A 25,815-nucleotide genomic window follows, 5' to 3' on the forward strand; every position below is an offset into this window, starting at 1 on the left:
TTACTTCAGCGAGCGCCAGCTCAGCCGTTCAGCACCTTGGCGATGCTGTCGGCCACTACGGCAACGTTGCTCTCGTTCAGCCCGGCCACGCACATGCGGCCCGAGCGGATCAGATAGACGCCGTGGGCTTCACGCAGCACGTCGACCTGTTCGGCCGTCAGACCCGTGTACGTGAACATGCCGCGCTGCTCCAGATAACGCGAGAGCATGGTGTCCGGCACGTGGCCGCGCAGACCGTCGTGAATCGCGCCGCGCATGCGCGTAATGCGCTGGCACATGGCCGAGAGTTCTTCTTCCCACGACTTGCGCAGCTCCGGCGTGCTCAGCACCTTGGCGACGATCTTCGCGCCGTGCGTCGGCGGGTTGCTGTAGTTCGAGCGCACGGCGCTCGTCAGCTGACCCAGCACGCGATCGGCCGCTTCCGACGATTCGCAGATCACCGACAGACCGCCGCAACGCTCGCCGTACAGCGAGAAGTTCTTCGAGAACGAGTTGGCGACAAACGCCGGCAGGCCCTGACGCGCCAGTTCGCGAATCACGAAAGCATCGGCCTCGATGCCCGAGCCGAAGCCTTGATACGCCATGTCGACGAAGGGCAGCAGTTCGCGCTTCTTGAGCACTTCGATCAGTTGCACCCATTGGGCGTCGTTCAGATCGACGCCGGTCGGGTTGTGGCAGCAGGCGTGCAGCAGCACGACGCTACGTGCAGGCAGCTTGTCGATGGCGTCGACCATCGCTTCGAATTGCAGGCCACCGGTCGCTTCGTCGTAATACGGATACGTATTCACCGTGAAACCGGCGCGCTCGAAGATGAAGCGGTGGTTATCCCAGGTCGGGTCGCTCACCCAGACTTGCGAGCCGGGGAAGTAACGCTTGATGAAGTCTGCGCCGACCTTCAGGGCACCGGAACCGCCGAGCGTCTGCACGGTGGCGATGCTGCCGTTCTTGCGCGCGGGCGAGTCTTCGCCGAACACGAGACCCTGCACGGCGTCGCGATAGTTGGCAAAGCCGGCCATCGGCAGATACGGCTTCGGGCCGACTTCCGCCAGCAGCAGCGCTTCGGCCTGACGAACTGCGTTCATGACCGGCAGACGGCCTGCGTCGTCGTAATAGATGCCGATGCTCAGGTTGACCTTGTTGGTACGCGGATCTTTCGCGAAATTCTCGTTGAGCGAGAGGATCGGGTCACCGGGATAGGCATCGATGTGTTCGAACATGGCAGTTCCTAGAATAGCGATGGAATAACGATGGGGTAACTTCCGATGATACCGCTAGTGCGGCACTGCCGGGTGTACGCCGGGCGTCGAAAGCCCGGCGTGCGTCGTTGACTTATTTAACGCGTTGCGCTGACCGGCACCGGCGCGGCCGCGCTTTTCTGACGCAGACGGTAGCCGACGGCCAGCACGACCAGCCACACCGGGATCAGATACACGGAGATGCGCAGATCCGGGATCAGATACATCACCACCAGAATGCCGGCGAGGAACGCCAGACACAGGTAGTTCGTGAGCGGGTAGCCGAGGCTTTTGAAGAACGTGGTCTCACCGGCGCGTGCCTTGGCACGACGGAAGGCCAGGTGGATCACGCTGATCATCGCCCAGTTGATGATCAGGGCCGACACGACCAACCCCATCAGCAGTTCGAACGCCTTGCCCGGCATGAAGTAGTTGATCACCACACACACGGCCGTGGCTGCCGCCGAGACGCCGAGGGCGGTCAGCGGAATGCCGCGCGAGTTGACCTTGAGCAGGGCGCGTGGCGCGTTGCCCTGACCGGCCAGACCGTAGAGCATGCGGCTGTTGCAATACACGCAGCTGTTGTAGACGGACAGCGCAGCGGTCAGCACCACGGCGTTGAGCACGTGCGCGACGAAGTTGCTGTTCAGTTCATGGAAGATCAGCACGAACGGGCTGCCGCCGGTCACGACCTTTTCCCACGGATACAGCGAGAGCAGCACGCCGAGTGCGCCGACGTAGAAAATCAGAATGCGGTAGATGACCTGATTGGTCGCGCGCGGGATGGTGCGCGACGGGTCGTCCGCTTCCGCCGCCGTAATGCCGACCAGCTCCAGCCCGCCGAACGAGAACATGATGACCGCCATCGCCATGACGAGGCCGGATACGCCGTTCGGGAAGAAGCCGCCGTGTTGCCACAGGTTGGCGACGCTCGCTTGCGGGCCGGCGTTGCCGGAGACGAGCAGATAACCGCCGAAGCCGATCATGCCGACGATGGCCGCGACTTTGACGATGGAGAACCAGAACTCCATCTCGCCATACGACTTCACGCTGGAGAGGTTGATGGCGTTGATGACGCCGAAGCACACGAGCGCCGAGACCCACGTGGGAATGCTCGGCCACCAGTACTGAACGTAGATGCCGACGGCGGAGAGTTCGGCCATCGAGACGAGCACGTAAAGCACCCAGTAATTCCAGCCGGAGACGAAGCCCGCGAACTGACCGCAATACTTGTTGGCGAAGTAGCTGAACGACCCGGCGACGGGCTCGTCCACGACCATTTCACCGAGCTGGCGCATGATGAAAAACGCGACGACGCCCGCAATGGCGTAGCCCAGCAAGACTGAGGGACCCGCGGTTTTGATCGTTTGGGCGATGCCGAGAAAGAGGCCGGTGCCGATCGCGCCGCCGAGCGCGATCAATTGGATGTGACGATTCTTCAGGCCGCGGTGGAGCGAGCCATCTTTTGCTGCGTTGGCGGACATGTCTGTTCCTTACCCTACCTTCGTATTCACGCGACGCGCTTCTCTGTTTTCATGCGGTGAGCACGAACCGGAAGCGTTGAGTCGCCACGGTGCGGCGCTTATGACGCCGTCACCGTGTCCTTTGGGATCGTCCGTGCGAGCGGACGATCGTGTCTCCCCGGAACTCAGACCTTGAGCGTGCCGCGCTCGATCTGGTCGCGCTCGAGCGATTCGAACAGCGCCTTGAAGTTGCCTTCGCCGAAGCCGTCGTCGCCTTCGCGCTGGATGAACTCGAAGAACACCGGGCCGAGCAGCGTCTTCGAGAAGATCTGCAACAGCAGACGCGGCTTGCCGTTCTCGGTCGTACCGTCGAGCAGAATGCCGCGCGCCTTCAGTTCGCCCACCGGCTGACCATGACCCGGCAGACGGGTCTCGAGCGCATCGTAGTAGAAGTCGTTCGGTGCGGTCATGAGATCGACGCCTGCCATTTGCAGGTTGTCGATGACCTGAAGCAGGTTGTCGGTGAGGAAGGCAATGTGCTGAATGCCTTCACCGTTGAAGGCCATCAGGAATTCCTCGATCTGGCCGCTGCCCTTGGCCGATTCCTCGTTCAGGGGAATGCGGATTTTACCATCGGGGGCGGTCATTGCCTTCGAGGTCAGGCCGGTGTACTCGCCGGAAATGTCGAAGTAGCGGATCTCGCGGAAGTTGAACAGCTTCTCGTAGAAGTTGGCCCAGTAAGCCATGCGGCCGCGATAGACGTTGTGCGTCAGGTGATCGATCAGGCGCAGGCCGTGACCGACCGGGTGACGGTCGACGCCTTCGATGTACTCGAAGTCGATGTCATAGATCGACTTGCCTTCTTCGAAACGGTCGATCAGATACAGCGGTGCGCCGCCAATGCCCTTGATCGCGGGCAGACGCAGTTCCATCGGACCGGTTTCAATCTCGACCGGCTGTGCGCCGAGTTCCAGCGCGCGGGCGTAGGCTTTGTGCGAATCCTTCACGCGGAAGGCCATGCCGCAGGCGCTCGGGCCGTGCTCGGCGGCGAAGTAAGCCGCTTCGCTGTTCGGCTCGCGGTTCACGATGAAGTTGACCTCGCCCTGACGGTACAGCACCACGTCTTTCGAGCGGTGACGCGCCACGAGCGTGAAGCCCATCTGTTCGAAAATGGGTTCGAGGACGTTCGGGGTAGGCGAAGCGAATTCCACGAATTCGAAGCCCATCAATTGCATCGGATTTTCAAACAGGTCGGCCATGATCGTCTCGGCTGGGTGAAGTGATTTTGCAGGGATGACAGATTCATTGGACGCATGCACCGGCCGGAGGTTACGTTCCGGTCAATACAGACGACATCGGATCGTGCAACAAAATTGTGCGCTCTTGACCCATGGGTCGGGATATCACAATCCGCTCGTTCCGATCGGCGAAATCCTTGCCATTGCAAGTGTTTCGCGCAAATTTGCGTCATTTCATGAGGGGCAGTGTAAGTGCGCCGGCGCAAAATAGGATTTCGTAAATGCGCTAGGGAAACCCTAGGTTATGCATTAATATTTCCAAAATTGATCGTGATGAGAAATAAAAATGCATGACATTGAGATTGATCGGATTGACGTACGCTTGTTGGGGATATTGCAAAGCCACGGACGGATTTCGAATCTCGAACTGGCCGAAGCGATCAAGCTTTCGCCCGCGCAGACGCTGCGGCGTCACCGCCGTCTCGAAGAAATGGGGGTGATCAAGGGCTACGACACGCGGCTCGATGCGCAACGGCTCGGCTTCAGCGTGGTCGCATTCGTCCACGTGACGATGGAGCGCGGCCATATCCGCGACCTGTCGAACTTCAAGGGACTGGTCGCGGAACTCGCGCAGATTCAGGAGTGCTTTTCCGTGACGGGCGACATCGACTACGTGCTCAAGGTCGTAGCGCGCGATCTGAAGGCGCTGTCCGAGTTTCTGCTCGATACGCTGATGCGTATTCCGGGCGTGAGCGCCGTGAAGTCGAGCGTCTGTCTCGACGAAATCAAGTGCACGTCAGCCGTGCCGCTTTGATGGCCGCGAGGGTTTTCGTCACAGCGCAAGACGCGTTGTGCGCGTCGCCATCCACGCGCACATGACGGATAGCGCGACCAGCCCGCAACCGACCCACGGTGTGAGCCCGAGGGCGTTCGCGTCGACCAGTGCGCCGCCAGTCCCCGCGCCGAGCGCGACCCCCACATGCATGGCCGCGACGTTCACGCCGACGTTCGCCTCAGCGTCCTGCGGTGCGGTGCGAATCAGATAGTTCTGCACCACCGGGGAGATCGACCACGACAGCGCGCCCCAAATCATCATTGCGACGAGAAAGAGGGCGACTTGCCAGGCGTCGCCTTGATACGCCATCGCCGCCAGCGGCACGCTCGCCATCGCCACGAGAAACAGCGACGGACAGCCGAGTAGCGAGGCGACCGGCCCGGCCCGATCTGCGGCCCATCCGCCGAGCCATGCGCCCGCCACGCCCGCGACACCGAACGCGAGAAACAGCAGGCTCATCGTGTCGGGTGAGGGCGCGAGCAGCGATTGAAGGTACGGCACGAGATAAGCGAAGAGGGTGAAGTGACCACCGAGCATCGCAATCGTCACGCCCTGTGCTGCGAGACGTCGAGGCTGTGCGAGTGCGCGAACGTAGGCGCGCAGAGTCAGCGCAGCGGGCGGCGTGCCCGACGGCAACGCGCGCCACAGCACGAAGACGAGCGGGGCGCTCGCCAGCGCGATGGCAGCGAAAACGGCGCGCCACCCGGCCCAGTGTTCGAGCGTCATGCCCAATGGCACGCCGAGTACCAGCGACGCGCTGATGCCCATGAAGATGATGCCGACGGCGCGTCCGTGATAGTCGGGCGGTGTGATTTCGGTGGCGAGTCGCGAGCACAGCAGCACGATGGTGGCGCAACTCGCGCCCATCGCAATGCGCGCAGCAAACAGCGCGGCATAGCCCGGCGCGACGGCTGCCACCAGATTGCTCAGCGTGAAGACGACAAGCGCGACGATGAGTGCGCGTCGTCGCGCATGCCGGGAAAGCCACGCGGCCATCGTGAAGGCCCACAGCGCGAACACCGCCGAAAAGACGGTCGTCAACTGCCCGGCGGAGGCCATCGACACGTTCAGGCCGTTCGAGATGGCGGGAAGAATGCCGGTGCAGATGTTCTCGTCGATGCCGACGAGAAACACCGTCAGCGCGAGCAGCCAGACTTTGGCCGTGCGTGGACGTGCGCTCACGGCGGCGCTATCCGTCGACGGCGAACGTGTTGCGGTGAGCGTTTGGGACGTCGCGGATGAAGCGGGCGAAGATGAAGCAGGCGGGGTGCGGGCCAAGGTGGTCTCCGATGTCGAGACATGTGCCGCGCGACACCGGGATTGGCGCCGACGGCTGAGCATGTCGATCCGTCGGGTTTCGGGACTGGCCCTTGGTTATCCCATGAGTCCACACGATATCGGAGACGCCGCCGATGGACAAGCCCGTGCGGCAATGCGTCCCGGTCGGCGACGGTGCGCGAGGGCGCTCATCCCACATCATGGGAAACTCACGAGGCGACACATCATGGTTGACAGCGTCCGAAAATCTGTGATTTCATGTGCGACATGATCACCGCGCAATTCTCCCTCTCGCTACGACTACTAGCCCGCTCCACCGGGCTTGGTCCGTTGCTGCGCGCGTGCATCGTCTGAATTCCTCACTGAAGCACCGCTGATTTTCCCCAGTTACGCCGACCTGAGCCCCGGTTCATCCAACCGGAGGTCGTAGCTTATCTGCGTCTGTGCGTCGTCCGGTTGACACTTTTGCTGACAATCGAGACCCGCCATGTTGAAGAACCCCGCTACGAAGTACCGTCCGTTCACCCCGGTCAACATCCCCGACCGACAGTGGCCGAGCCGCACCATCACGCGTGCCCCGATCTGGATGAGCACCGATCTGCGCGACGGCAATCAGGCACTCTTCGAGCCGATGGACGCCCAGCGCAAGATGCGCATGTTCAAGACGCTCGTCGCCATCGGCTTCAAGGAAATCGAAGTGGCGTTCCCGTCGGCCTCCGACACCGATTTCAACTTTGTGCGCGAACTGATCGAAGGCGGTCACATTCCCGACGACGTCACCATCGAAGTGCTCACGCAAGCCCGCGACGACCTCATCGAACGCACCTTCGCCTCGCTCAAGGGCGCACCGCGCGCCATCGTTCACCTCTACAACGCCACGGCTCCCGAATTCCGTCGCATCGTTTTCAATCTCGATCAGCCGGGCGTGAAGGCGCTCGCCGTGTCGGCGGCCAAGACGATCAAGCGTTGCGCCGATGCCGCCCCGGAAACGCAATGGACGTTGCAATACAGCCCGGAGACGTTCACCGGCACCGAACTCGATTTCGCCAAGGAAGTTTGCGACGCCGTCTTCGACGTATGGCAGCCGACGCCTGAGCGCAAGTGCATCGTCAACTTGCCGGCGACCGTCGAAATCGGCACGCCGAACTACTACGCCGACCAGATCGAGTGGATGCACCGCAACCTCGCGCGTCGTGACTCGCTGATCCTCTCCGTTCACCCGCACAACGACCGTGGCACGGCTGTCGCCGCTGCTGAGCTGGCCGTGATGGCCGGTGCCGATCGCATCGAAGGCTGCCTCTTCGGCAACGGCGAGCGCACGGGTAACGTCGACCTCGTCACGCTCGGTCTGAACCTGTACACGCAGGGTGTCGATCCGGGCCTCGACTTCTCGAACATCAACGAAATCGCCCGCACGTCGGAAGAATGCACGCAGTTGCCGGTGCACCCGCGTCACCCGTATGTCGGCGATCTCGTGTTCACCGCGTTCTCCGGCTCGCACCAGGACGCCATCAAGAAGGGCCTCACTGCCCAGAAGCCGGACGCGATCTGGGAAGTGCCGTATCTCCCCATCGATCCGAACGATCTCGGCCGCACGTACGACTCGATCATTCGCGTGAACAGCCAGTCGGGCAAGGGCGGCATCGCCTACTTGCTTGAGCAGACGTACGGCGTGCAGATGCCGCGTCGCCTGCAAGTCGATTTCAGCTCGGCCGTGCAGCGCTACACCGACGAGACGGGTGCGGAAGTCACCGCCTCGCAGATCTGGCAACTGTTCCAGAAGGAATACGTGGCGTCGACGGATCCGGTGGCGTACGTCGCCCACACGCTCTCCGAGCGCGACGGCCGTCAACACATCGCCGTGACGATCGACGTGCATGGTCAGCGCACGACGGTCTCAGGTGCCGGCAATGGTCCGCTCGACGCGTTGATGAACGCCATGCGTACCCCGGTTCGCGTGCAGCACTACGAAGAGCGCGCACTGACGCAAGGCGCAGACGCGCGTGCCATCGCCATCGCGGAAATGGCGGGCGAAACGATTGTGGGCAGCGCGTTCGGTGTGGGTATCGACGCGAATCTGACGACGGCCTCGATCCGTGCGGTCATCAGCGGCATCAACCGTGCCTATGCACGCAGCGATGCCGACGCGCAGGGCAAGTTCTTCGACGCCGTGATGCGCGACGTAGCGAAGGCTGTCTGAGCCGCGAACGCTAAGGAATGACAGGAAGGACTGAAGGAGACATTGGGCAGAAGCGTCCCGCCCCGCACTGATCGTGCGGGCGGGACATCGGGAGCGACGTGGCGGAACTTACCGGTCACCGCACGCACTCCCGGCCCGACAACATCGGCGGTGTTGCCGTATTACACCGCTTCGATGGCGATAGCGATGCCTTGGCCGACCCCAATGCACATCGTACACAGCGCAAAGCGACCACCCGTACGCTTGAGTTGATACATCGCCGTCGTGACCAGACGTGCGCCGCTCATGCCGAGCGGATGGCCCAGTGCAATGGCGCCACCGTTCGGATTGACGCGCAGATCGTCGTCGGCCACGCCGAGTTGTCGCAACACGGCCAGGCCCTGGCTCGCAAACGCTTCGTTGAGTTCGATGACGTCGAACTGATCGAGCGACATACCGAGCCGCGCGAGCAGTTTTTGCGTTGCGGGAGCCGGACCGATGCCCATGATGCGCGGTGCCACCCCTGCCGTCGCCATGCCCAACACACGGGCACGCGGCGTCAGGCCATAGCGCGCCGCACTCGCCTCGTCTGCCAGCAGCAGAGCGCAGGCGCCGTCGTTGACGCCAGAAGCGTTACCGGCGGTCACGGTGCCATCAGGGCGTACCACGCCCTTAAGTCTGGCGAGCGCTTCCATGCTCGTCGCACGCGGGTGTTCGTCGCGATCCACAATGATCGCTTCGCCTTTCTTCTGGGCGATGGACACCGGCGTGATTTCCTCGGCCAGCGTGCCGTTTGCCTGAGCGCGTGCCGCCTTCTCCTGCGAGCGCACCGCAAAGCGATCCTGATCTTCACGGCTGATGCCGAAATCGGTCGCCACGTTCTCGCCCGTCTCGGGCATCGAATCCACCCCGTACTGCGCCTTCATCAGCGGATTGACGAAACGCCAGCCGATGGTCGTGTCGTACATCTCTGCCTGACGCGAAAACGCGCTGGCTGCCTTGCCCATCACGAACGGCGCACGGCTCATGCTTTCCACGCCGCCCGCAATCATCAGACCCGCTTCGCCCGCCTTGATGGCGCGCGCGGCGGTGCCGATGGCGTCCATGCCCGAGCCGCACAGACGGTTGATCGTGGCACCCGGCACGTCCTGCGGCAGGCCCGCGAGCAGCGACGACATGCGTGCCACGTTGCGGTTGTCTTCGCCCGCCTGATTGGCGCAGCCGTAGATCACGTCGGCGACTTGCGTCCAGTCGACGTTCGCGTTGCGCGCCATGAGCGCCTTGAGGGGGATCGCACCGAGATCGTCGGCACGTACCGACGACAGTGCACCGCCGTAGCGGCCGATGGGCGTGCGAATCGCGTCGCAGATAAAGACTTCACTCATTTGTCTACCTCACCAAAAGGTGGTGCGCAGATTCGCGCAGGAATCTCGCGCATCAAAAAAATCGCCGGTGGCATCGAGGCGATGTCCCGGCGAGGGTGTCTTGCGTCGTATCAGGCGACGGCCGGTGAGGCCAGCAGCGTCACACCGGTCAGACGTTGTAGTTCGTCAAACGAAAGGCCGTCGACCATATCGACGACGCGCAATCCTTCAGGCGTGACGTCGATCACCGCGAGGTCGGTGTAGATGCGCGTGACGCAACCCACGCCGGTGAGTGGATACGTGCACTGCTCGACGATCTTGCTCTCACCCTGCTTGGTCTGGTGTTCCATCATTACGAACACCTGCTTCGCGCCGCTCGCGAGGTCCATCGCGCCGCCCACGGCCGGAATCGCATCGGGTGCGCCCGTGTGCCAGTTGGCGAGGTCGCCGGTCTTCGAGACCTGGAACGCGCCCAGCACGCAGAAGTCGAGGTGGCCGCCACGCATCATCGCGAACGAGTCGGCGTGGTGGAAGTACGCACCGCCCGGTTTGAGTGTGACGGGTTGCTTGCCGGCGTTGATGAGGTCTTCGTCCTCTTCGCCCTTGGCAGGGGCCGGGCCCATGCCGATCACGCCGTTCTCGCTCTGGAGAATGATTTCCTTCTCGGCGGGCAGATGGTTGGCCACCGCCGTGGGCAGGCCGATGCCGAGGTTCACATAAGCGCCGTCGGGGATATCCTCGGCGACGCGGGCGGCCATCTGGTCGCGGGTCAGTCGGTTCATGTCTTGCTCCGGTTCAGATGGGGATCAGGCGGCGGGCGGCACGGCCACCACGCGCTGCACGAAGATGCCGGGCGTCACCACGGCTTCCGGATCGAGTTCGCCGAGTTCGACGACTTCGCTCACCTGAACGATGGCGCACTTCGCCGCCGTGGCCATGATCGGGCCGAAGTTGCGGGCGGTTTTGCGATACACGAGGTTGCCCCAACGGTCGCCCTTGAGCGCCTTGATGAGCGCGAAATCGGCGTGGATCGGCGATTCCAGCACATACGACTTGCCGTCGATCACGCGCGTTTCCTTGCCTTCGGCGAGCAGCGTGCCGTAGCCGGTCGGCGTGAAGAACCCGCCAATGCCCGCACCAGCGGCGCGAATGCGCTCGGCGAGGTTGCCTTGCGGCACCAGTTCCAGCTCGATTTTGCCGGCGCGGTACAGACCGTCGAACACCTGCGAGTCGGTCTGACGCGGGAACGAGCAAATGATCTTGCGCACGCGTCCGGCTCCCAGCAGGGCGGCGAGGCCCGTCTCGCCGTTACCGGCATTGTTGTTGACGATGGTCAGGTCGCGAGCGCCTTGTTCGATCAGGGCGTCGATGAGTGCCGAGGGCATCCCGGCGTTGCCGAAGCCGCCAATCATGATCGTCGCGCCGTCGTGGACGTCCGCGACCGCGCTGGCGAGCGAGTCGTAAATCTTGTTGATCACACGTGCCTCCTGGGCATTTCCGTCAATTCGCAAATCCGCATTCCAACCGGATGAACACGCTTACATGTGCCTTTCCGGCGGCTGTCTCCGGGCGATGACGTCTTGTGCGGCGGCATCGTCTGGTTCACAATGTTCTTATAGCGAACAAATATTCGCTATAAGAACAGCGTAAGCCTTCCGTCGTTGGGCGTCAAGCGAGGGGCTGCCCGGAGTCCGAGCGATGCGCACGCTATGAGAAGGCCGTGAGAGATGGCCGTAAAGCGGTGCTAGAAAGACGGAATCAGACGAAATCAGACGAAATCAGACGGAATCGCGCGGTAGAACCGGCGACGCAAATCCATTACGCTTGCCGTTCACGCAAAGCTCAACTTTCACCGACTTTCACCGATTACATGACCCCAGCGACGAACGACACCCCCGATGCGACCGACAAGAAGCCGGGCGACTCCTATGTGCAGTCGTTTGCGCGCGGGCTGGCAGTAGTTAAGGCGTTCAACGCAACGCGTCCGGCGCAGACGCTCTCAGAAGTGGCGCAGGCGTCCGGTCTCACGCGCGCTGGAGCGCGCCGCATTCTGCTCACGCTCGAAGCCCTGGGTTATGTGCGCAGCGAAGGGCGTCTGTTTCGTCTCACACCCCGTATTCTCGACCTCGGCTTTTCCTATCTGACGTCGATGCCGCTGTGGAATCTGGCCGAGCCGTTCATGGAAGCGCTGGTTCAGCAGGTGCAGGAAAGCAGCTCGGCGTCGGTGCTCGACGGCGACGACATCGTCTACGTGCTGCGGGTGCCGGTGCGCAAGGTCATGTCGATCAACCTCTCCATCGGTAGCCGTCTGCCAGCGTGGTGCACGTCGATGGGGCGCGTGATGCTCTCCGCATTATCGGACGACGAGCTCGACGCGATCCTGCGCCGTGCCGATCTGCGTCAGCACACCGGACGCACCGTCACCGACATCGACACGCTTCGCGCGCGAATTCTCGACGTGCGGGCGAAGGGCTGGGCACTGGTCGATCAGGAATTGGAGGAGGGGTTGATTTCGATTGCCGCGCCGATCCGCAATCGCGGCGGGCAGGTGATCGCCGCAATGAATGTCAGCGGTCAGGCGAACCGGACGTCGGCCGCCGAGATGGAAGCGAAGTTCCTCGCACCGCTGCAACAGGCCGCGCAGAAGATTTCGCAGATGGTGGTGGTGTAACAGGCGCGCGTCGCGAACATCGTTGCATGCAAAAGGGGCGCTCGAATCATCGAGCGCCCCTTTTGCATTGGCGGTGCCGAGCGGCTGACGGTCAATGGGGCGCGTTGCCGAGCGCCCCGGCGCGCGCAAGACGAATCGCCGAGAGCAGCGTGTCGTGATCGCCGACCTGATTGGCGAGCAGCAGAATCAATTGCGCGTTCGCCGCCTGACTCTGCGCTTCGTCGAGATCGCGATGCATGTCGATGAGCGCTTCGTAAAAGTCGTCGGGACGTGTGAGTCGCGGTTGAGTATCGAGTGCCATGAAGTGTCTCCTACCTGCTTTACTTATGTCGTCGGATTGCCGTCACGCACTCACGCTGCACATTGCAGTGGCGCGACTTCCGGGGCGGTGCGCCCCAGCGCGCGTTCGCGTGCGGCGGCGATGGCCGTCGCGTCGACCGAACGCCAGCGCGCACACACGTGCTGGTCGGGACGAATCAGATACACCGTGCCGGGCGCGGCGTCGTAGCGTTGCGCAGCAAGGCCTTGCGTGTCGTGCCAGATGCTGTGCACGTCATGTGTATCGCATGCGGCTTCGAGATCCGGCGTGACGAACACCGGCATCACCGGCACGCTGTCGCCCGACAAGGCTTCGAGCGCGGCGAGCGACGCGGCATCGAGCGATGACGGCGCGCCGAACACGAGCGCGACGAAACGTCCGCCCAGACGTGGCAGCAGCCAGCCCGCCTGACCGTGACGCGCGAGCGGCGCGTCGACGCAGGCTGCACCCGGTGTCATGCGACCGGCGAACGTGTCGGTTTCCGCTGTGTTCAGCGTCGACTCGTGCAACACGGCCGGCACGGACAAACGTCCGCTGTTGACCAGTTGACGCGCAAACGCATGGTCGCGGGCAAGTGTCAGCACTGCGTCGCGAAACACGCGCGACACGGGGCTCTTCGGCGTAATGAAATCGGTGGAGCGCGTGGAGTTGCGGATGTTCTCGTCGGCGGCGTACTCACGCTCGCGAGCATACGTGTCGAGCAGCCTATCGGGCGCATGACCGCCGAGCACGAGCGCGAGCTTCCATGCAAGGTTCTCGGCGTCCTGCACACCGCTGTTGGCGCCGCGCGCACCGAACGGTGACACACCATGCGCGGAGTCACCGGCGAACAGCACGTGACCGTGCCGGAAGTCGTCCATGCGCAGGCATGAGAACGTGTAGACGCTGACCCATTCCAGCGTGAACTTCGCATCGGGGCCGAGCAATGCCTGCACGCGCGGGATGACGCGCTCGGGCGCTTTCTCGGCGACCGGATCGGCGTCCCATCCCAATTGGAAATCGATGCGCCAGACGTCGTCCGGCTGACGATGCAGCAACACCGACTGATTCGGATGGAACGGCGGGTCGAACCAGAACCAGCGCTCGGCGGGGAAGTCCGCCGTCATCTTCACGTCGGCAATCAGGAAGCGGTCCTTGAACGTGCGTCCGTGACTGTCGACGCCGATCAGCTTGCGCACCGGGCTGCGTGAACCGTCGGCCGCGACGACGTAGCGCGCGGTCGTCTGATACTCGCCGTCGGGCGTCTCGACCGTGAGCGTGACGCTCGCATCCGCCGAGCCGGGCGTGCCCTGCTGCGTCAGACCGACGACCTTGTTCTTCCAGCGAATCTCGATGTTCGGCAGCTCGCGTGCGCGCTCGAACAGATAGCCTTCGACGTAATACTGCTGAAGGTTGATGAAGGCCGGACGATGATGACCTGCTTCGGGCAGCAGATCGAAGTTGTAGACCTCCTGATCGCGCAGGAACACACGGCCCACGTTCCAGCGCACGCCTTTTTCCACCATGCGCTCGCCGCAACCCAGACGGTCGAAGATATCGAGCGTGCGCTTGGCGAAGCAGATGGCGCGCGAGCCGGTCGAGAGCGTGCAATCGTCGTCGAGCACGATCACGGACACGCCTTGCTGCGCGAGGTCGATGGCGGTGGCGAGGCCGATGGGGCCTGCACCGACCACGATAACGGGGTGCGTGACGGGATCGGTGTGCGCGGCTTGTTCGGCGCACGCCTGGTATTCGAACGTCAGGCGCTGGTAATCGATGCTGCTCATGCAAAGTCTCCATCGTCGGCACCTCACCGGCACGCGGGCGCCGGCGGGTGACGTTTTTCTACTTTTGCTTTGACTGCTGATGGCTATCTATCGTGGGCGCAGCGTTCATTGCTGCGCCCGGAGCCAACACTGCGAACTCAGCTCTGCAGTGCGGCCCACATTTCCTTGTCGCGCTGCGCCGTCCAGATGCGCGGATGCGTGATGCCGGACGCTTCGTCGAAGGCGCGCGTCACGTCGAACGGCAGGCAGTGTTCGTAGATGAAGACGTGGCCGAACTTCGGATCCATCTGGCTACGCGTGAGCGCCATCGCACCCTTCAGGTCGAGCTTCTGTTCGACGGCTTGCTTGCCCGCTTCGAACAGTGTCGTCACAAAATCCTTGGTGTAGGCGAGGCCCTTGGTAACTTCGTCGGGCGTGGTCAGCGCGGGGCCGCGACCCGGCACGAGCTTTTCTGCGCCGAGGGCTGCGAGGGCGTCGAGCGTGGCCGGCCATTCGGCGAGTTGTGCGTCGCCGGTGTAGCAGGCGGCGTCGTACTCGACGAGATCGCCCGAGAACAGCACCTTCTGCGACGGCACCCAAACCACCGTGTCGCCCTTCGTGTGACCCGAACCGAGGTGCGCGATCTTCACTTCGAGCTTGCCGAGGAACAGCGTCATTTCCTTTTCGAAGACGAGCGTCGGCCACGTGAGGCCCGGCACCGTTTCGACACCGGCGAACAGACGCGGGAAGCGCTCGATCTCCGACTTCATATCGGCTTCGCCGCGCTCGACGATCATCTCGTACGTGCCACGGCTCGCGATGACTTGCTGTGCGCCTTCGGCGAAGTAAGCCGATGCGCCGAGCACGCGCACGGCGTGATAGTGCGAGAGCACGACGTACTTGATCGGCTTGTCGGTGACGGTGCGGATCTTGGCGATCAGGTCCTGCGCCATGGCGGGCGTGGCCGTCGTGTCGACGATCATCACGCCGTCGTCGCCGATGATGACGCCCGAGTTCGGGTCGCCTTCGGCGGTGTAGGCCCAGGTGTTTTCCGACAGTTGGGTGAACGTGACCTTCTTGGCTTCCAGGTCGGCTTGCGAGGCGAATGCTTTGGCCATGCTTGTCTCTCTCTTATCTCGTCTGCGGGGAGGGTGCTGTAGGGCGAACGGACCCTAAGTGAGGGCATCTTACGAAACGCCCAGATTATTTGTCAATGACAAATCTGATTGTTATTTGCTAATGTTGCGGCGTGAGTGATCGAAGCGGGTTTTCAGCGCGGCGGGTCTCGGGTTAACCCTGCGGCATTGGACGGTTGTCCGGGAATCTCGCTGCCGACCCGTTTAAAATCTAGGCCATTTTCCCGAGGGAGCGCGGCTCCCAGAACTGCATGAATCGAATTCCGATGGACGGCACGACCAACGCGACTGAAGAGGCTGACGGCGCAGAGACGGCAGGCCAGCCCGGCCGTGCGTCGCGTGGCGTGCAAAGCGTGGATGTGGCGGCGCGCGTACTTCAGGCGCTGGCGCAGGCTCGCCGCCCGCTAGCTCCAGGCGATATCGCGACCCTTGCCGGGCTGCCGCCCGCGCAGGCGCATCCATATCTGGTGAGTCTTACGCGACTGGGTTTGCTCAAGCGTGATCCCATGTCCGGCGATTACGCGCCGGGGCCGATGACGCTGCGTCTCGCACTCCTGCATCTCGAAAACGATCCGGCGTATCGCGCCGCCGTGCCGCGTGTGGTGGCGTTCGCGCGCGAGACGGGCTTCTGCGTGGCGATTTGTACGAGCGCGCCGCAAGGGCCGGTCGTCGTGCATTTCGAGCGGGCGGCGTTCCCCTTGCATGTGAACTTGCACGTCGGCTCGGTCATGTCGCTGACGACGACGTCGACCGGCCGCGCGTTCTGCGCCTTCACGCTGCAGACGCAATGGCCACCGGCGTGGCATGAACAGATGGTGGGCGATGCGGCGGAGCGCGCGCGTTTCGACGCGTTGCTGGACGAGACGCGCGAGCACGGCATGTCGCGCAGTGTGAACACGCCGAGTCCGTCGGTGAGCAGTTTGTGTGCGCCGGTGTTCGACGCGAGCGGGCGATTGCGGCTCGCGCTTACGGCCATCGGTCCGACGGCGGCGCTCGACGTTGCGTGGGACGCAGAGGCCGCGAACGCATTGCGGGCGACGGCCGCCGCCATTGCATCGCAGATCGCGACGTCGGGCAACGACCGCGAGGTGGCGGCATGAGCGCGACCCGAAACCGTAGTGAACCCAAAGTAGAAAAGGAAGCGATGGGAAGTGGTGCCGCCAAGCCGCAACGCGGTATTCAGGCGCTGGAGAGCACGGGCGCGTTGCTCGAAGCACTGGTGGCGGCGGGACGTCCGTTGCCGCTCAACGCGCTCGCGCGCGAAGCTGGCATGGCGGCGGCGAAGGCGCATCCGCATCTGGTCAGTTTGCAGCGGGCGGGCTTGATCTCGCGCGGCGCGAACGGCAATTTCGAAGCGGGCGCGCTGAGTCTCGAACTGGGTCTCATGGCCTTGCAGCGCCTGTCGCCGACAGGCGAAGCCGAGCCGGAGATTCTGGCGCTCGCCCACGCGACAGGGTTGTCGGCCGCGATGGCCGTCCTGGGGCCGGTGGGACCGACGGTCGTACGTCTGGAAGAGGCGATGCGCCCGCAGCACGTGAGCTTGCGCATCGGCACGGTACTCTCGCTGGTGAACACGGCCATCGGACGCACGTTCGCAGCCTTCCTGCCCGAGGCCGTACTCGACGGACTGCTCGCGCAGGAGCCGGTGCGTATGGCGGGACTTGGGGCGGAAGGGCGTGCAGCGAAGCCGTCTGCCGATTACCGTGCGCGGCTGAATGCGATCCGCCAGCAGCAATTCGATACCGCGCTGAGCAATCCTGTGCACGGCATCGATACGATTGCGGTGCCGGTGTTCGATCACACCGGCGAGGTGACGCTGGTGCTGGCGCTGATGGGGTCGACGGGCAGTTTCGAAACGGTCATCGACGCGGCACCTTCACAAGCCTTGCGCGCCGCTGCGCATCGGCTGTCGTGGCGCTTTGGCGCGGTGGGGCGCATGGACGAGCCGTCGGCATAGTCGTTCGGTGCCAAGCCGACGTATTTCCGCCACGCCGGGAAGATGGTCGACGAGGGGACACGCACGCACGGTAAGATGAACGCCAGCGCCACCGCGTTCCTGTCGTTCCTCTCGTTCCCCTGTCACCCCGACCAGCTGCCATGACTGATGCCATGACCCGCGTGATGACCCGTGAGCCCGTCCAACACATCGAAGTGCCAAGCGACCGGAGCCGAGACCGCGCCCCGGTCCAGCGGTGGCAGACCTGCCTCGCAGCGCTGGCCGTCGTGAGCGCGCTGAGCGCCTGTACGACGCCGCCCATGCAGCAGCCGGGGCCTGCGAAGCCGCCCGAGTCTGCCGCCCGCATCGACGGTATGCCGGCCGACTGGACGCTCGTCTCCACGGTGATCGTGAGCCGCCACGGCGTGCGGTCCCCGACCCACGCGCATCCCCCGCTGGACAAGCTCAGCCCGGACGCCTGGCCCGGATGGCCGGTGCCTGCCGGTTATCTGACGGCGCGCGGCGGTTCGCTGTCCGAGCGCATGGGGCGTTACTACGGCGACTGGCTACGTGCGCGACGCGTATTGCCCGAGAACACCTGCCCTGCGCCGGGCTCGGTCTATGGTTGGGCCGACATCGATCAACGCACGCGTGAATCCGGCAATGCGTTGCTGCAAGGTATTGCGCCGGGATGCGACATGCGCACGTCGCATCAAACCGATCTCACGACGTATGACGCCGTCTTCCAACCGGTTGCAGCAGGCGATTGCCCGCTCGATCCGGGCGCTGCACGCGGGGCTATCGAGTCGCGTCTCGCCCCCGAGGGCGTCTCCGGTCTGAACAAGCGCTATGCCGCCACACTTACCCGCATGGGCGAGGTGCTCGACTACGCGCACAGTCCCGCCTGCGGCGCGCCCGGCGGCTGCAAGCTGGAGGATGTGCCCACGCGTTTGCGTGTCGAAGGCGATGGCAGCGGGGTGGCGCTACGCGGTGCGTTGGGCAGCGCGGCGAAGGCATCGGAGGTCTTCCTGCTGCAAGCGGGCGAGGGCTTGCCCGACAATCAGGTTGCGTGGGGACGCATTCGCGACGACAAGGATTGGGCACTGTTGCTCGAAGCGCATAACGCGCAGCGCGATCTGCTGAACAAGACCCCCTACCTTGCGGCGACGAACGGCACGCCGCTGCTGGCGACCGTGCTCGACGCGCTCGCACGTGCCGAGACGACGAGTGCTTCGTCGACATCCCCCGTGCGTGGTCCGGCGTTGCCCGCAGGCAATCGCGTCTACGTACTCACGGGGCACGACACGAACATCGCTAACCTCGCGGGGATGCTCAAGCTCGACTGGCGACTCCCGGATCAGCCGGACAACACGCCGCCCGATGGCGCTATCGTTTTCACGTTGTGGCGCAACCCGGCGGGTGAGCCGTTCGTTCGCGCAGAGTTCGTGTATCAGTCGATGCATCAACTGCGTCACCTCACGGCGCTGTCGCTCGATGAACCGGCGAAGCGCGAGACGCTTGCGATCCCCGACTGCGACGACGGTCCGGACGGCAAGGCGTGCAAATGGCCGACGTTCTCGCAACGGGTCAAGGCGGCGCTGTCGCCCGCGTGTTTGCAGAGCGTGCGCTAAGGCATGACCGGTCCACACCGGCAAGGGGGCCGGTGTGAGTCCAGACGCATGACGTATCGAACTTCGAATCTGAACGTGCAACATGCCAGGGGGACTTAGCGATGCAAACAATGATTCGAATCATGCTAGCCATCGTCGTATCTGTCGTTGCCACCTTCTTGGGCGTTGTCGTTGCGCCGGCGCGAGCCGACACGACGGTCAATTCGAATGCCGACCTGCTGAACAGCCCGACCGCCATGCAATACGTGTTCTCTCGCGAGGCGATGCTGGTGATGTATCAGCTCGGCGTCGAGCAGGACAAGAAGTTCAATCTACAGCCCGATTGCAAGCAGACGTATCGGGTCAAGCCGATTGGCACCGTCGTCGTCAAACCGTTCGCCGTTCCGGATGATGGCCGGCAGAATCCGCGCACCGGTGTGTGGCTGACGCGATACCAGCTGGAGCGCTGCGGCGAATCAAAGACCTACAACGCGTTGTTCGTCGCGAACCCTCAGGGCGGCAAGCCGGTGCCCAAGGCCTTTTACCCCGGTAACGGCGCAGCGGGGCCCGTGCTGATTCAGGACGCCGTGATGACGGCGGCGGCGATGGCGCTCGCGCGTGCGGGGCTCAAGGAGTGCAAGAACGCCGATGTTTTCGACATGCGCATCAAGCGCCCGGCGCACGACGTCGTCGAAAACGGCAAGACCATTCGCGGCGTCTGGGAGGAGACCTGGACGTTCCGCGCCTGCGGCCGGATGGTCGACATCGACATGAACTTCTTGCCTGACGCCGATGGCGGCGGCACAAGCTTCCACACGGGCGCGGTGAAGTTGCAACCCATCGCGGCGGAGTAGCGTCGCGGCAAGCCGTCACAGCTTTCCTCTAATTTAGTTCGTGCACGAAATAAAAATTAAAATATACTTCGTGTGCGAACTATGTGTTTCAGTGAAATAAGTTACTGAGAGGCGCTCCACATCCCATGGGCATGCGAGTGCCGGGGAGTCGTATCGTGACGTCACTTGCTGTTGAGATTCCTGCCGCCGACGGGTATCCGCTCGGCGCGCATGCCTGGTATCCCGAGGTGTTGCCCGCGAAGGGCGTTGTGCTGATCCATCCGGCGACGGCCGTGCCGGAGCGGCTTTACTTCGCGTTTGCGCAGTACGTGGCGTCGCGCGGACTCATTGCCGTCACTTATAGCTATCGGGGGATCGACGGATCGCGGCCGTCGTCGCTCAGAGGTTTCCGGGCGCGCATGCGCGACTGGGCGGATCTGGACGTCGAGGGCGTCACCCGATGGGCGTGCGAGTGCTATCCGTCGCTGCCGCTTTATGCAGTGGGTCACAGCTTCGGCGGTCACGCCATCGGGCTGTGCGAAAGCTCGAACCTGCTGCGTGCGGCGGTGCAGGTGGCGTCGCATGCGGGGGCGATGCGCGTCGTGCGAAACCGCCGCGAACGCACGCGTGTCACGCTGTTGATGCACTGGCTTGCACCACCGCTTGCGCGTCTCGTCGGATATATGCCGGGTAGCCGCCTCGGCATCGGTGAAGACCTGCCGAAAGACGTCTTGCTCGAATGGAGCGGTTGGACGCGTCTGCCGAACTACTTCTTCGACGATCCGACGCTCGATGCCGAAGCCCGATTCGCTCGCGTGCGTTTGCCGATCCTCTCGCTCGGGTTCGACGACGATCTCTGGGCGACGCCGATGGGCCTCGACATCCTCGTTTCACGGTTTCGTCACGCCAGCGTGACACGTCGCGAAATTTCGGCAAGTCTTTCGGAGACCGGTGCGATCGGGCATATGGGATACTTCCGCCAACGTTCCGGCGCGTTCGCGTGGCCGGAAACCGTCGACTGGCTGTTGTCGGCGGGCGCGGTGAGTGCTGGAGAGCGTCGCACAGGGGCTGGTGTGTCGGCGGACGATGGCATGACCGCGTACGATCCCTTGATCCCGAATCCCTCAGACTGACGAGACGGCATGCCAAAACGCCAGGCGTCCCCTGCTACGGAAACATCTGCAAAACCCGCGAAGGCAACCGAAGCGGCCGACCGCCGCCTGCTCTTCCTGCTGAACGTCGGACAACGTCGCGTGCAGCAGTGGATCGATGCGCGCTCCGCCGAGAACGCCGGCGTGAGTGCTGCGCAGGCGGGCGTGCTCTTCTATCTGCTGCATCATGAAGACGCGCTCGTCGGTGAAGTCGGCGCTGCGCTTCAGCTTTCCCCGTCATCCATGACAGGACTGGCGAACCGTATGGTCGTCGCCGGTCTGCTCACGCGTTGGGCCGACGCCAACGATGGCCGTGCCACGCGTCTGCGCATCACGGCCGCCGGGCACAAAGCCATCGCACGAGCGCGCGATGTGCTTGCCGAACTCAACGACCTGTTACACGACGATTTCACCGAAGCTGAGCTTCGCGTCGTGGCGCGTTGGCTCGGGAATCTGCAAAAGCAGTTCCCGGCCGAAGGCTGACGCGAACGCGCCAGCGACGCAGCACGCCAGCGTGTGACGTCAGTGAATCGCCAGCGCGTTCGACTGCGCGTTCGCGATACCCGCCGCCACGTTCACGCCGATGTTGCCTGCGGCACCCATCAGGGCGCGCTCGCCGAGCGACGCGTTCATCGCGCCCGTCACCGTCGCCGCATTGCGGATCGTCTGGGTCGTGTCGATCGACACGTGGCTGGCTTGCGCGATGACGATCTGATTCGATTGCACGTTGAGCGCACCGGCGGCGATGTTCACGCCGAAGCTGCCGTGGGCATCGCGCAGCGCATCCGCGCCCAGCGTTGCGACAACGGTCGGATGGCCGTTGAACACGGCGTCGGTTGCAATGGTCTGCCGGGTGGAGAGCTGGACGACGTTGACGTCGTCGGGCGTGGCAGCGGAAGTGGAGAGGGTGACGGAGGCGCTGGCAACGGCCAGCACGAAAGCACTCAGCGAAGCGAGACGCGGCATATTGGTCTTCCCCAGATCGTCCGTTGGGACGGATATCTGGATAACGGCGCCTAAGGCGCTCGGGTTGAATGTATTTCGTCTGTCGCGTGCGCGCTTGGCTATTGTAAGGGTCTGCTCACACTAATTCCGGGCTCGTGTTGCCCGGCCAAAGGGGCGAGCGCAAGGAATGAGCCGAAGCGAATATCGGTAATATTCGCGAGGATCATGACGCTGCGATCGCCCCTTTGGGTGGACAACCCGGAGGGAACGCGCCCTACCGGCCGCCTGGCCGCGTTACCGCCAGCTTGCTTGGGGCGACCAAGCGGCGCTGCCGGTGCCTTGCCAGTCAGCCGGTAGAGCACGTTCACGAGCTCGGAATTAGTGTGAGCAGACCCTTGCGTGCCCCGCTCCGGCGTGCCGCTACATCGAAAGCCGCAGTCGTTCCCGTGACCGCTGCGGCGCGCATTTTCGCATGACGACACGTCGCCGTGCCGTCATGCCCGAACACGAAAATTCACCCGAACCGCTCTTGACGCGCGAGATTACGCAGGTTCTCCCGCGCCGTTCGCCAATCCTGCCGAGTGCCCCTGCGATTGCATTGCGGCCTGCTGCTGCACCGACGCCGATTTCTTGTGGTCGATGAGCAACACGGCGATCACCGCGATGACGGCGGGAATCGCGATTGCCATAAAGTTTTGCTGCAACGGCAGCGACATGCTCACGAGTACACCGATCACGATGGGCGCGAGAATTGCACCGCTACGCCCCACGCCGGAAGCCCAGCCAATCCCCGTGCCGCGTGCCGCCATCGGGTAGAACTGACCCGCATAGGCGTACGTCACGATCTGCGTGCCGATCGTCGATGCACCGGCCAGTCCCACGAGCACGAAGAGCACCGGCGTCGGCACCTTCACGCCGAGCAACGTGATCGACACGGCGGCGAGCGCATACATTCCCACGAGTACGTATTTGATGTTGAAGCGATCCGCGAGCCAGCCGCCGCCGATCGCGCCGAGCATCGCACCGAAGTTCAACACAAGCACGAACGTGAGCGCCGAGCCGAGGCTGTAACCGGCGCTGGCCATGAGCTTCGCGAGCCACGAGCTGAGCGCGTACACCATGAACAGGCACATGAAGAACGCGACCCACAGCATGACCGTGCTGAAGCCACGGCCGTCCTGAAACAGGCGCGAGAGCGGTGCGGCTTGCTTGCGGTCTGTGCCCGGCAGTGCGAACTGATCAGTCGGTTGCGCAACGTAGTCCGGCGAGAGGCGGCCGAGGACTTGCTTGAGCGTGTCGAGGCGTCCGTTGCGAATGAGGAACGGCATCGATTCGGGCAGCGCTTTCATCGCGAACGGCACCAGCAGCGCCGGAACGCTGGCCGCGAGAAATACGGACTGCCAGCCGTACGACTCGATCAGTCCTTTGCCGAGCAACGCAGCGAGCATGCCACCGACCGAGTAGCCCGAAAACATGAGCGTGACGAGTGTGCCGCGCAGACGTCGCGGGGAGTATTCCGTCATCTGCGCCACGACAATCGGCATCACGCCGCCAATGCCGACGCCTGCCAGAAAGCGGGTGACGGAGAAGCTGATCGGCTCATGCGTGAGGCCGGCCGCAGCGGTGAACAGCGAGAACATCAGCACGCAGATGGCGATGGCTTTGCGACGCCCGATGCTGTCCGCGACCATGCCCATCACGATGGCACCGAACATCATGCCGAAGAGCGCCGAGCTGACCATGAAGCCGGCGCTGGTCGCGTCGACGTTCATCGCTTTCATGATCGACGGCAGCGCAATGCCCGCGACCGCGAGGTCGTAGCCGTCGAAGATGATGATGAGCGCGCACCAGAGCAGGATGCGCCCGTGATAGCCGTTGAAGCGCGCTTCGTCGGCGAGATGATGTACGTCGATGTGTCGCATGCGGGTGTCTCCATAAACGAATCCGCCCTCCGTCGGATCGCGGAGAGTCTTGGGTCTTCTATTTATGACCGACGCACGCGGCAGCAAGGCCGAGCCTCAGCGGCGCGGCCTGTGGCCATCACCGATGAAGCAGACCACCTCTATGTCTTGCGTTGGGTGGCTGTTCATGCAATATCGTGCATGCAGTAAACGCGAAACAGCCATGGACTGCAAGGCCAATTTGACGTTTCTAGGGTTTTACATGAGAGAACGCCGCTCGTAAGTGTCTGTTTAATTGTGACGAGGGACGCAATGGGAGAGGTGGGGTGTGCGGCGGTAGAACACCGCCGCACGGACTTCATTGATGCAACTTATTGCTTGGCGACCGAGAAGGGCGGAAGCTGATAGCTCCACGTTTCGCTGATCGCCTTCCCGCCCGAGACGAGCGCCGCGCGCAGTTCGACGACCTTGGCCGGGTCTTTGACCATCACCCGCAGGTTCAGGCGCATGCCGTGCGTGACCGGATTCGGTTGCAGCGACTGCTCGATGATGGTGGCGTTGTCGCTCACGCTGACCTGCGGCGTGACGGAGCCAGTCGGCAGCGTGGCGAGCGGACCGCCGTCGAAGTCCACGATCAGGCCCGTGCTGCCGTCGAAGTGACGAATCAGGTTGGCCTGCGTGATCTCGCCTGCGGTGCGCAGCGTCTGCTTCACCCATGCCAGATTACGGTCGACGATGCCGCGCTCGTTCATCGTCCAGCGGATGTTGTAGTCGGCCTGCAATGGCGTGCCCTTGGGCGGCAACTGGTCAGGTGTCCAGAACGCGCCGATGTTGTCGTTGGTCTCGTCCGGCGACGGAAGCTCGACCAGTTCGACGTGTCCCTTGCCCCAGTCGCCCTGCGGCTCGACCCACGCACTCGGGCGCAGATCGTAGCGGTCCTTCAGGTCTTCGTACTGCGAGAAATCGCGTCCGCGCTGAAGGAGGCCAAAGCCGCGCGGGTTGGTCACCTGGAACTGGCTGATGGCGACGTTGCGCGGATTGTTCAGCGGACGCCAGATCCATTCGCCATTGCCCGCGTGAATCCCCAGACCATTCGAATCGTGCAGCGCCGGACGGAAGTTATACGGATCGCGTTGCTGGTTCGGTCCGAACAGGAACATGCTGGTGAGTGGCGCGATGCCCAGCTTCGTCACCTTGTCGCGCATGAATACGCGTGCCTGCACCTTCAGCAGCGAGTCTTCGCCCGGCGTCAGGTCGAAGCGATAAGCGCCCGTGGCGCGTTTCGAATCGAGCAATGCGTAGAAGACGAGATGCTTGTCGCCCGCATTCGGACGCTCGATCCAGAACTCGCGAAACGCGGGGAATTCCTCGGCGATGGGCAGACCGGTGTCGATGGCGAGGCCGCGCGCGGACAAACCGTAGATCTGGCCTTTGCCGATCACGCGGAAATAGCTCGCGCCGAGCACGCTCATGATTTCGTCGAGCTTGCCGGGTTCGTTGATCGGATAGAGCACGCGAAAGCCCGCGTAGCCGAGGTCGTGCGTGGCGCTGCGGTCGAGCTTGAGATCGCCGAAATCGAAGCGCTTGCTGTCGTACTTGATCTCGTCGATCTTCGCGTTATTGCCAGTGCCGACGATCTCGTTGATCTTCACCGGCGTGCTGAACTGCATGCCCTGATGATAGAAACCGAGCTTGAAAGCCGTCGGCTGATCGTTCCATTCGAACGCCTCACGGCGCGGCTGAATCTTGATGTAGTCGCCGAACTGCATCTTCGCGAAGGCCGGCGTGAGGTTGCTCGCCGGGGCCGCGTAGGGCTTGTCGGCAAGCGCCTTCGCGCGGGCGATCACGTCGTCGAGGGAGAACGCGTTGGCATGCGCGGCACCCAGCAGGGCGGCACCCGCGACGACCCATGATGCGCATCGGCGCCAGGTCACCATCTGAGAAAACAAAACCAAAAGTCGCTCCTGAAGTGAAGG

The 25,815-nt window shown here is 63.4% G+C and carries 22 protein-coding genes; 9 read left to right on the forward strand and 13 right to left on the reverse strand.

Annotated elements, in window-relative coordinates; translation table 11 throughout:
- Positions 1 to 20: 20 nt before the first annotated feature.
- The 3 genes from PAQ31011_RS09365 to hppD form a co-directional block, all read right to left on the reverse strand.
- Complete coding sequence (locus tag PAQ31011_RS09365) at positions 21 to 1,217, reverse strand: amino acid aminotransferase (protein WP_150575537.1); 1,197 nt, start codon at positions 1,215 to 1,217, stop codon at positions 21 to 23.
- 116 nt (positions 1,218 to 1,333) lie between these two features.
- The gene (locus PAQ31011_RS09370) at positions 1,334 to 2,719 is read right to left on the reverse strand and encodes an amino acid permease (protein WP_150575538.1); all 1,386 of its coding nucleotides are present in this window, start codon (positions 2,717 to 2,719) and stop codon (positions 1,334 to 1,336) included.
- 164 nt (positions 2,720 to 2,883) lie between these two features.
- Entirely contained in the window at positions 2,884 to 3,957 is a 1,074-nt protein-coding gene (hppD, locus tag PAQ31011_RS09375) for a 4-hydroxyphenylpyruvate dioxygenase (RefSeq protein WP_039395888.1), read from the reverse strand.
- Positions 3,958 to 4,282: 325 nt separating this feature from the next.
- Between hppD and PAQ31011_RS09380 the strand changes: the two genes are divergently transcribed.
- Positions 4,283 to 4,750 (forward strand): Lrp/AsnC family transcriptional regulator, encoded by a 468-nt coding sequence (locus PAQ31011_RS09380; RefSeq protein WP_039395891.1) that lies wholly within the window; start codon positions 4,283 to 4,285, stop codon positions 4,748 to 4,750.
- An 18-nt stretch (positions 4,751 to 4,768) separates the two neighbouring features.
- On the opposite strand, the gene PAQ31011_RS09385 is transcribed toward PAQ31011_RS09380, so the two are convergent.
- Positions 4,769 to 5,953, reverse strand: a complete 1,185-nt coding sequence (locus PAQ31011_RS09385) for an MFS transporter (RefSeq protein ID WP_246179454.1) — start codon at positions 5,951 to 5,953, stop codon at positions 4,769 to 4,771.
- 583 nt (positions 5,954 to 6,536) lie between these two features.
- Here PAQ31011_RS09385 and leuA point away from each other — a divergent pair.
- Complete coding sequence (gene leuA, locus PAQ31011_RS09390; RefSeq protein ID WP_150575540.1) at positions 6,537 to 8,249, forward strand: 2-isopropylmalate synthase; 1,713 nt, start codon at positions 6,537 to 6,539, stop codon at positions 8,247 to 8,249.
- A 161-nt stretch (positions 8,250 to 8,410) separates the two neighbouring features.
- On the opposite strand, the gene pcaF is transcribed toward leuA, so the two are convergent.
- From pcaF to PAQ31011_RS09405, 3 genes are all read right to left on the reverse strand, one after another.
- A complete protein-coding gene (gene pcaF / locus PAQ31011_RS09395) occupies positions 8,411 to 9,613 on the reverse strand; it encodes a 3-oxoadipyl-CoA thiolase (RefSeq protein ID WP_150575541.1) in 1,203 nt (400 codons plus the stop codon).
- Positions 9,614 to 9,723: 110 nt separating this feature from the next.
- Positions 9,724 to 10,374 (reverse strand): 3-oxoacid CoA-transferase subunit B, encoded by a 651-nt coding sequence (locus PAQ31011_RS09400; RefSeq protein WP_150575542.1) that lies wholly within the window; start codon positions 10,372 to 10,374, stop codon positions 9,724 to 9,726.
- A gap of 24 nt (positions 10,375 to 10,398) precedes the next feature.
- Positions 10,399 to 11,070: a 3-oxoacid CoA-transferase subunit A gene (locus PAQ31011_RS09405; RefSeq protein WP_150575543.1), complete on the reverse strand. Its 672-nt coding sequence runs from the start codon at positions 11,068 to 11,070 to the stop codon at positions 10,399 to 10,401.
- Between the two features lie 392 nt (positions 11,071 to 11,462).
- Here PAQ31011_RS09405 and PAQ31011_RS09410 point away from each other — a divergent pair, with 392 nt between their 5' ends.
- Positions 11,463 to 12,263 carry an IclR family transcriptional regulator gene (locus tag PAQ31011_RS09410; RefSeq protein WP_150575544.1) on the forward strand — a complete coding sequence of 267 codons (801 nt, stop codon included), beginning with the start codon at positions 11,463 to 11,465 and terminating at the stop codon, positions 12,261 to 12,263.
- A gap of 91 nt (positions 12,264 to 12,354) precedes the next feature.
- Here the strand turns inward: PAQ31011_RS09410 and PAQ31011_RS09415 are convergent, their stop codons facing one another.
- The 3 genes from PAQ31011_RS09415 to PAQ31011_RS09425 all read right to left on the reverse strand — a co-directional run bounded on the left by PAQ31011_RS09415 (position 12,355) and on the right by PAQ31011_RS09425 (position 15,445).
- Positions 12,355 to 12,564, reverse strand: coding sequence for a DUF2783 domain-containing protein (locus PAQ31011_RS09415; protein ID WP_150575545.1), 210 nt, complete (start codon positions 12,562 to 12,564; stop codon positions 12,355 to 12,357).
- Positions 12,565 to 12,614: 50 nt separating this feature from the next.
- Complete coding sequence (locus PAQ31011_RS09420; protein WP_150575546.1) at positions 12,615 to 14,348, reverse strand: FAD-dependent oxidoreductase; 1,734 nt, start codon at positions 14,346 to 14,348, stop codon at positions 12,615 to 12,617.
- A gap of 137 nt (positions 14,349 to 14,485) precedes the next feature.
- Complete coding sequence (locus PAQ31011_RS09425; protein ID WP_150575547.1) at positions 14,486 to 15,445, reverse strand: MBL fold metallo-hydrolase; 960 nt, start codon at positions 15,443 to 15,445, stop codon at positions 14,486 to 14,488.
- A 269-nt stretch (positions 15,446 to 15,714) separates the two neighbouring features.
- Between PAQ31011_RS09425 and PAQ31011_RS09430 the strand changes: the two genes are divergently transcribed.
- The 6 genes from PAQ31011_RS09430 to PAQ31011_RS09455 all read left to right on the forward strand — a co-directional run bounded on the left by PAQ31011_RS09430 (position 15,715) and on the right by PAQ31011_RS09455 (position 21,476).
- Positions 15,715 to 16,563, forward strand: coding sequence for an IclR family transcriptional regulator (locus PAQ31011_RS09430; RefSeq protein ID WP_246179455.1), 849 nt, complete (start codon positions 15,715 to 15,717; stop codon positions 16,561 to 16,563).
- Positions 16,560 to 17,420, forward strand: coding sequence for an IclR family transcriptional regulator (locus PAQ31011_RS09435; protein WP_150575548.1), 861 nt, complete (start codon positions 16,560 to 16,562; stop codon positions 17,418 to 17,420). The genes PAQ31011_RS09430 and PAQ31011_RS09435 overlap by 4 nt, the downstream gene beginning before the upstream one ends.
- 140 nt (positions 17,421 to 17,560) lie before the next feature.
- Positions 17,561 to 19,030 (forward strand): histidine-type phosphatase, encoded by a 1,470-nt coding sequence (locus tag PAQ31011_RS09440; RefSeq protein WP_150575549.1) that lies wholly within the window; start codon positions 17,561 to 17,563, stop codon positions 19,028 to 19,030.
- A gap of 122 nt (positions 19,031 to 19,152) precedes the next feature.
- Complete coding sequence (locus PAQ31011_RS09445) at positions 19,153 to 19,863, forward strand: hypothetical protein (protein ID WP_150575550.1); 711 nt, start codon at positions 19,153 to 19,155, stop codon at positions 19,861 to 19,863.
- A gap of 155 nt (positions 19,864 to 20,018) precedes the next feature.
- Positions 20,019 to 20,975, forward strand: a complete 957-nt coding sequence (locus tag PAQ31011_RS09450) for an alpha/beta hydrolase family protein (protein ID WP_246179456.1) — start codon at positions 20,019 to 20,021, stop codon at positions 20,973 to 20,975.
- A gap of 9 nt (positions 20,976 to 20,984) precedes the next feature.
- Positions 20,985 to 21,476 carry a MarR family winged helix-turn-helix transcriptional regulator gene (locus PAQ31011_RS09455; RefSeq protein ID WP_150575551.1) on the forward strand — a complete coding sequence of 164 codons (492 nt, stop codon included), beginning with the start codon at positions 20,985 to 20,987 and terminating at the stop codon, positions 21,474 to 21,476.
- 39 nt (positions 21,477 to 21,515) lie between these two features.
- Here PAQ31011_RS09455 and PAQ31011_RS09460 read toward each other — a convergent pair whose 3' ends face one another.
- The 3 genes from PAQ31011_RS09460 to PAQ31011_RS09470 all read right to left on the reverse strand — a co-directional run bounded on the left by PAQ31011_RS09460 (position 21,516) and on the right by PAQ31011_RS09470 (position 25,776).
- A complete protein-coding gene (locus PAQ31011_RS09460; protein WP_150575552.1) occupies positions 21,516 to 21,959 on the reverse strand; it encodes a hypothetical protein in 444 nt (147 codons plus the stop codon).
- A gap of 521 nt (positions 21,960 to 22,480) precedes the next feature.
- Positions 22,481 to 23,860, reverse strand: coding sequence for an MFS transporter (locus PAQ31011_RS09465; RefSeq protein ID WP_150575553.1), 1,380 nt, complete (start codon positions 23,858 to 23,860; stop codon positions 22,481 to 22,483).
- Positions 23,861 to 24,210: 350 nt separating this feature from the next.
- Positions 24,211 to 25,776 carry a glucan biosynthesis protein G gene (locus PAQ31011_RS09470; protein WP_174990082.1) on the reverse strand — a complete coding sequence of 522 codons (1,566 nt, stop codon included), beginning with the start codon at positions 25,774 to 25,776 and terminating at the stop codon, positions 24,211 to 24,213.
- Positions 25,777 to 25,815 lie beyond the last annotated feature (39 nt).

The sequence above is a fragment of the Pandoraea aquatica genome, assembly GCF_902459565.1.
GTDB classification, from domain to species: Bacteria; Pseudomonadota; Gammaproteobacteria; order Burkholderiales; family Burkholderiaceae; genus Pandoraea; species Pandoraea aquatica.

Coding starts and splice junctions, on each gene's coding strand:
- PAQ31011_RS09365 (WP_150575537.1), bottom strand. CDS start 1,217: ATGTTCGAACACATCGATGCCTATCCCGGTGACCCGATCCTCTCGCTC.
- PAQ31011_RS09370 (WP_150575538.1), bottom strand. CDS start 2,719: ATGTCCGCCAACGCAGCAAAAGATGGCTCGCTCCACCGCGGCCTGAAG.
- hppD (WP_039395888.1), bottom strand. CDS start 3,957: ATGGCCGACCTGTTTGAAAATCCGATGCAATTGATGGGCTTCGAATTC.
- PAQ31011_RS09380 (WP_039395891.1), top strand. CDS start 4,283: ATGCATGACATTGAGATTGATCGGATTGACGTACGCTTGTTGGGGATA.
- leuA (WP_150575540.1), top strand. CDS start 6,537: ATGTTGAAGAACCCCGCTACGAAGTACCGTCCGTTCACCCCGGTCAAC.
- pcaF (WP_150575541.1), bottom strand. CDS start 9,613: ATGAGTGAAGTCTTTATCTGCGACGCGATTCGCACGCCCATCGGCCGC.
- PAQ31011_RS09400 (WP_150575542.1), bottom strand. CDS start 10,374: ATGAACCGACTGACCCGCGACCAGATGGCCGCCCGCGTCGCCGAGGAT.
- PAQ31011_RS09410 (WP_150575544.1), top strand. CDS start 11,463: ATGACCCCAGCGACGAACGACACCCCCGATGCGACCGACAAGAAGCCG.
- PAQ31011_RS09415 (WP_150575545.1), bottom strand. CDS start 12,564: ATGGCACTCGATACTCAACCGCGACTCACACGTCCCGACGACTTTTAC.
- PAQ31011_RS09420 (WP_150575546.1), bottom strand. CDS start 14,348: ATGAGCAGCATCGATTACCAGCGCCTGACGTTCGAATACCAGGCGTGC.
- PAQ31011_RS09425 (WP_150575547.1), bottom strand. CDS start 15,445: ATGGCCAAAGCATTCGCCTCGCAAGCCGACCTGGAAGCCAAGAAGGTC.
- PAQ31011_RS09430 (WP_246179455.1), top strand. CDS start 15,715: ATGAATCGAATTCCGATGGACGGCACGACCAACGCGACTGAAGAGGCT.
- PAQ31011_RS09435 (WP_150575548.1), top strand. CDS start 16,560: ATGAGCGCGACCCGAAACCGTAGTGAACCCAAAGTAGAAAAGGAAGCG.
- PAQ31011_RS09440 (WP_150575549.1), top strand. CDS start 17,561: ATGACTGATGCCATGACCCGCGTGATGACCCGTGAGCCCGTCCAACAC.
- PAQ31011_RS09445 (WP_150575550.1), top strand. CDS start 19,153: ATGCTAGCCATCGTCGTATCTGTCGTTGCCACCTTCTTGGGCGTTGTC.
- PAQ31011_RS09455 (WP_150575551.1), top strand. CDS start 20,985: ATGCCAAAACGCCAGGCGTCCCCTGCTACGGAAACATCTGCAAAACCC.
- PAQ31011_RS09460 (WP_150575552.1), bottom strand. CDS start 21,959: ATGCCGCGTCTCGCTTCGCTGAGTGCTTTCGTGCTGGCCGTTGCCAGC.
- PAQ31011_RS09465 (WP_150575553.1), bottom strand. CDS start 23,860: ATGCGACACATCGACGTACATCATCTCGCCGACGAAGCGCGCTTCAAC.
- PAQ31011_RS09470 (WP_174990082.1), bottom strand. CDS start 25,776: ATGGTGACCTGGCGCCGATGCGCATCATGGGTCGTCGCGGGTGCCGCC.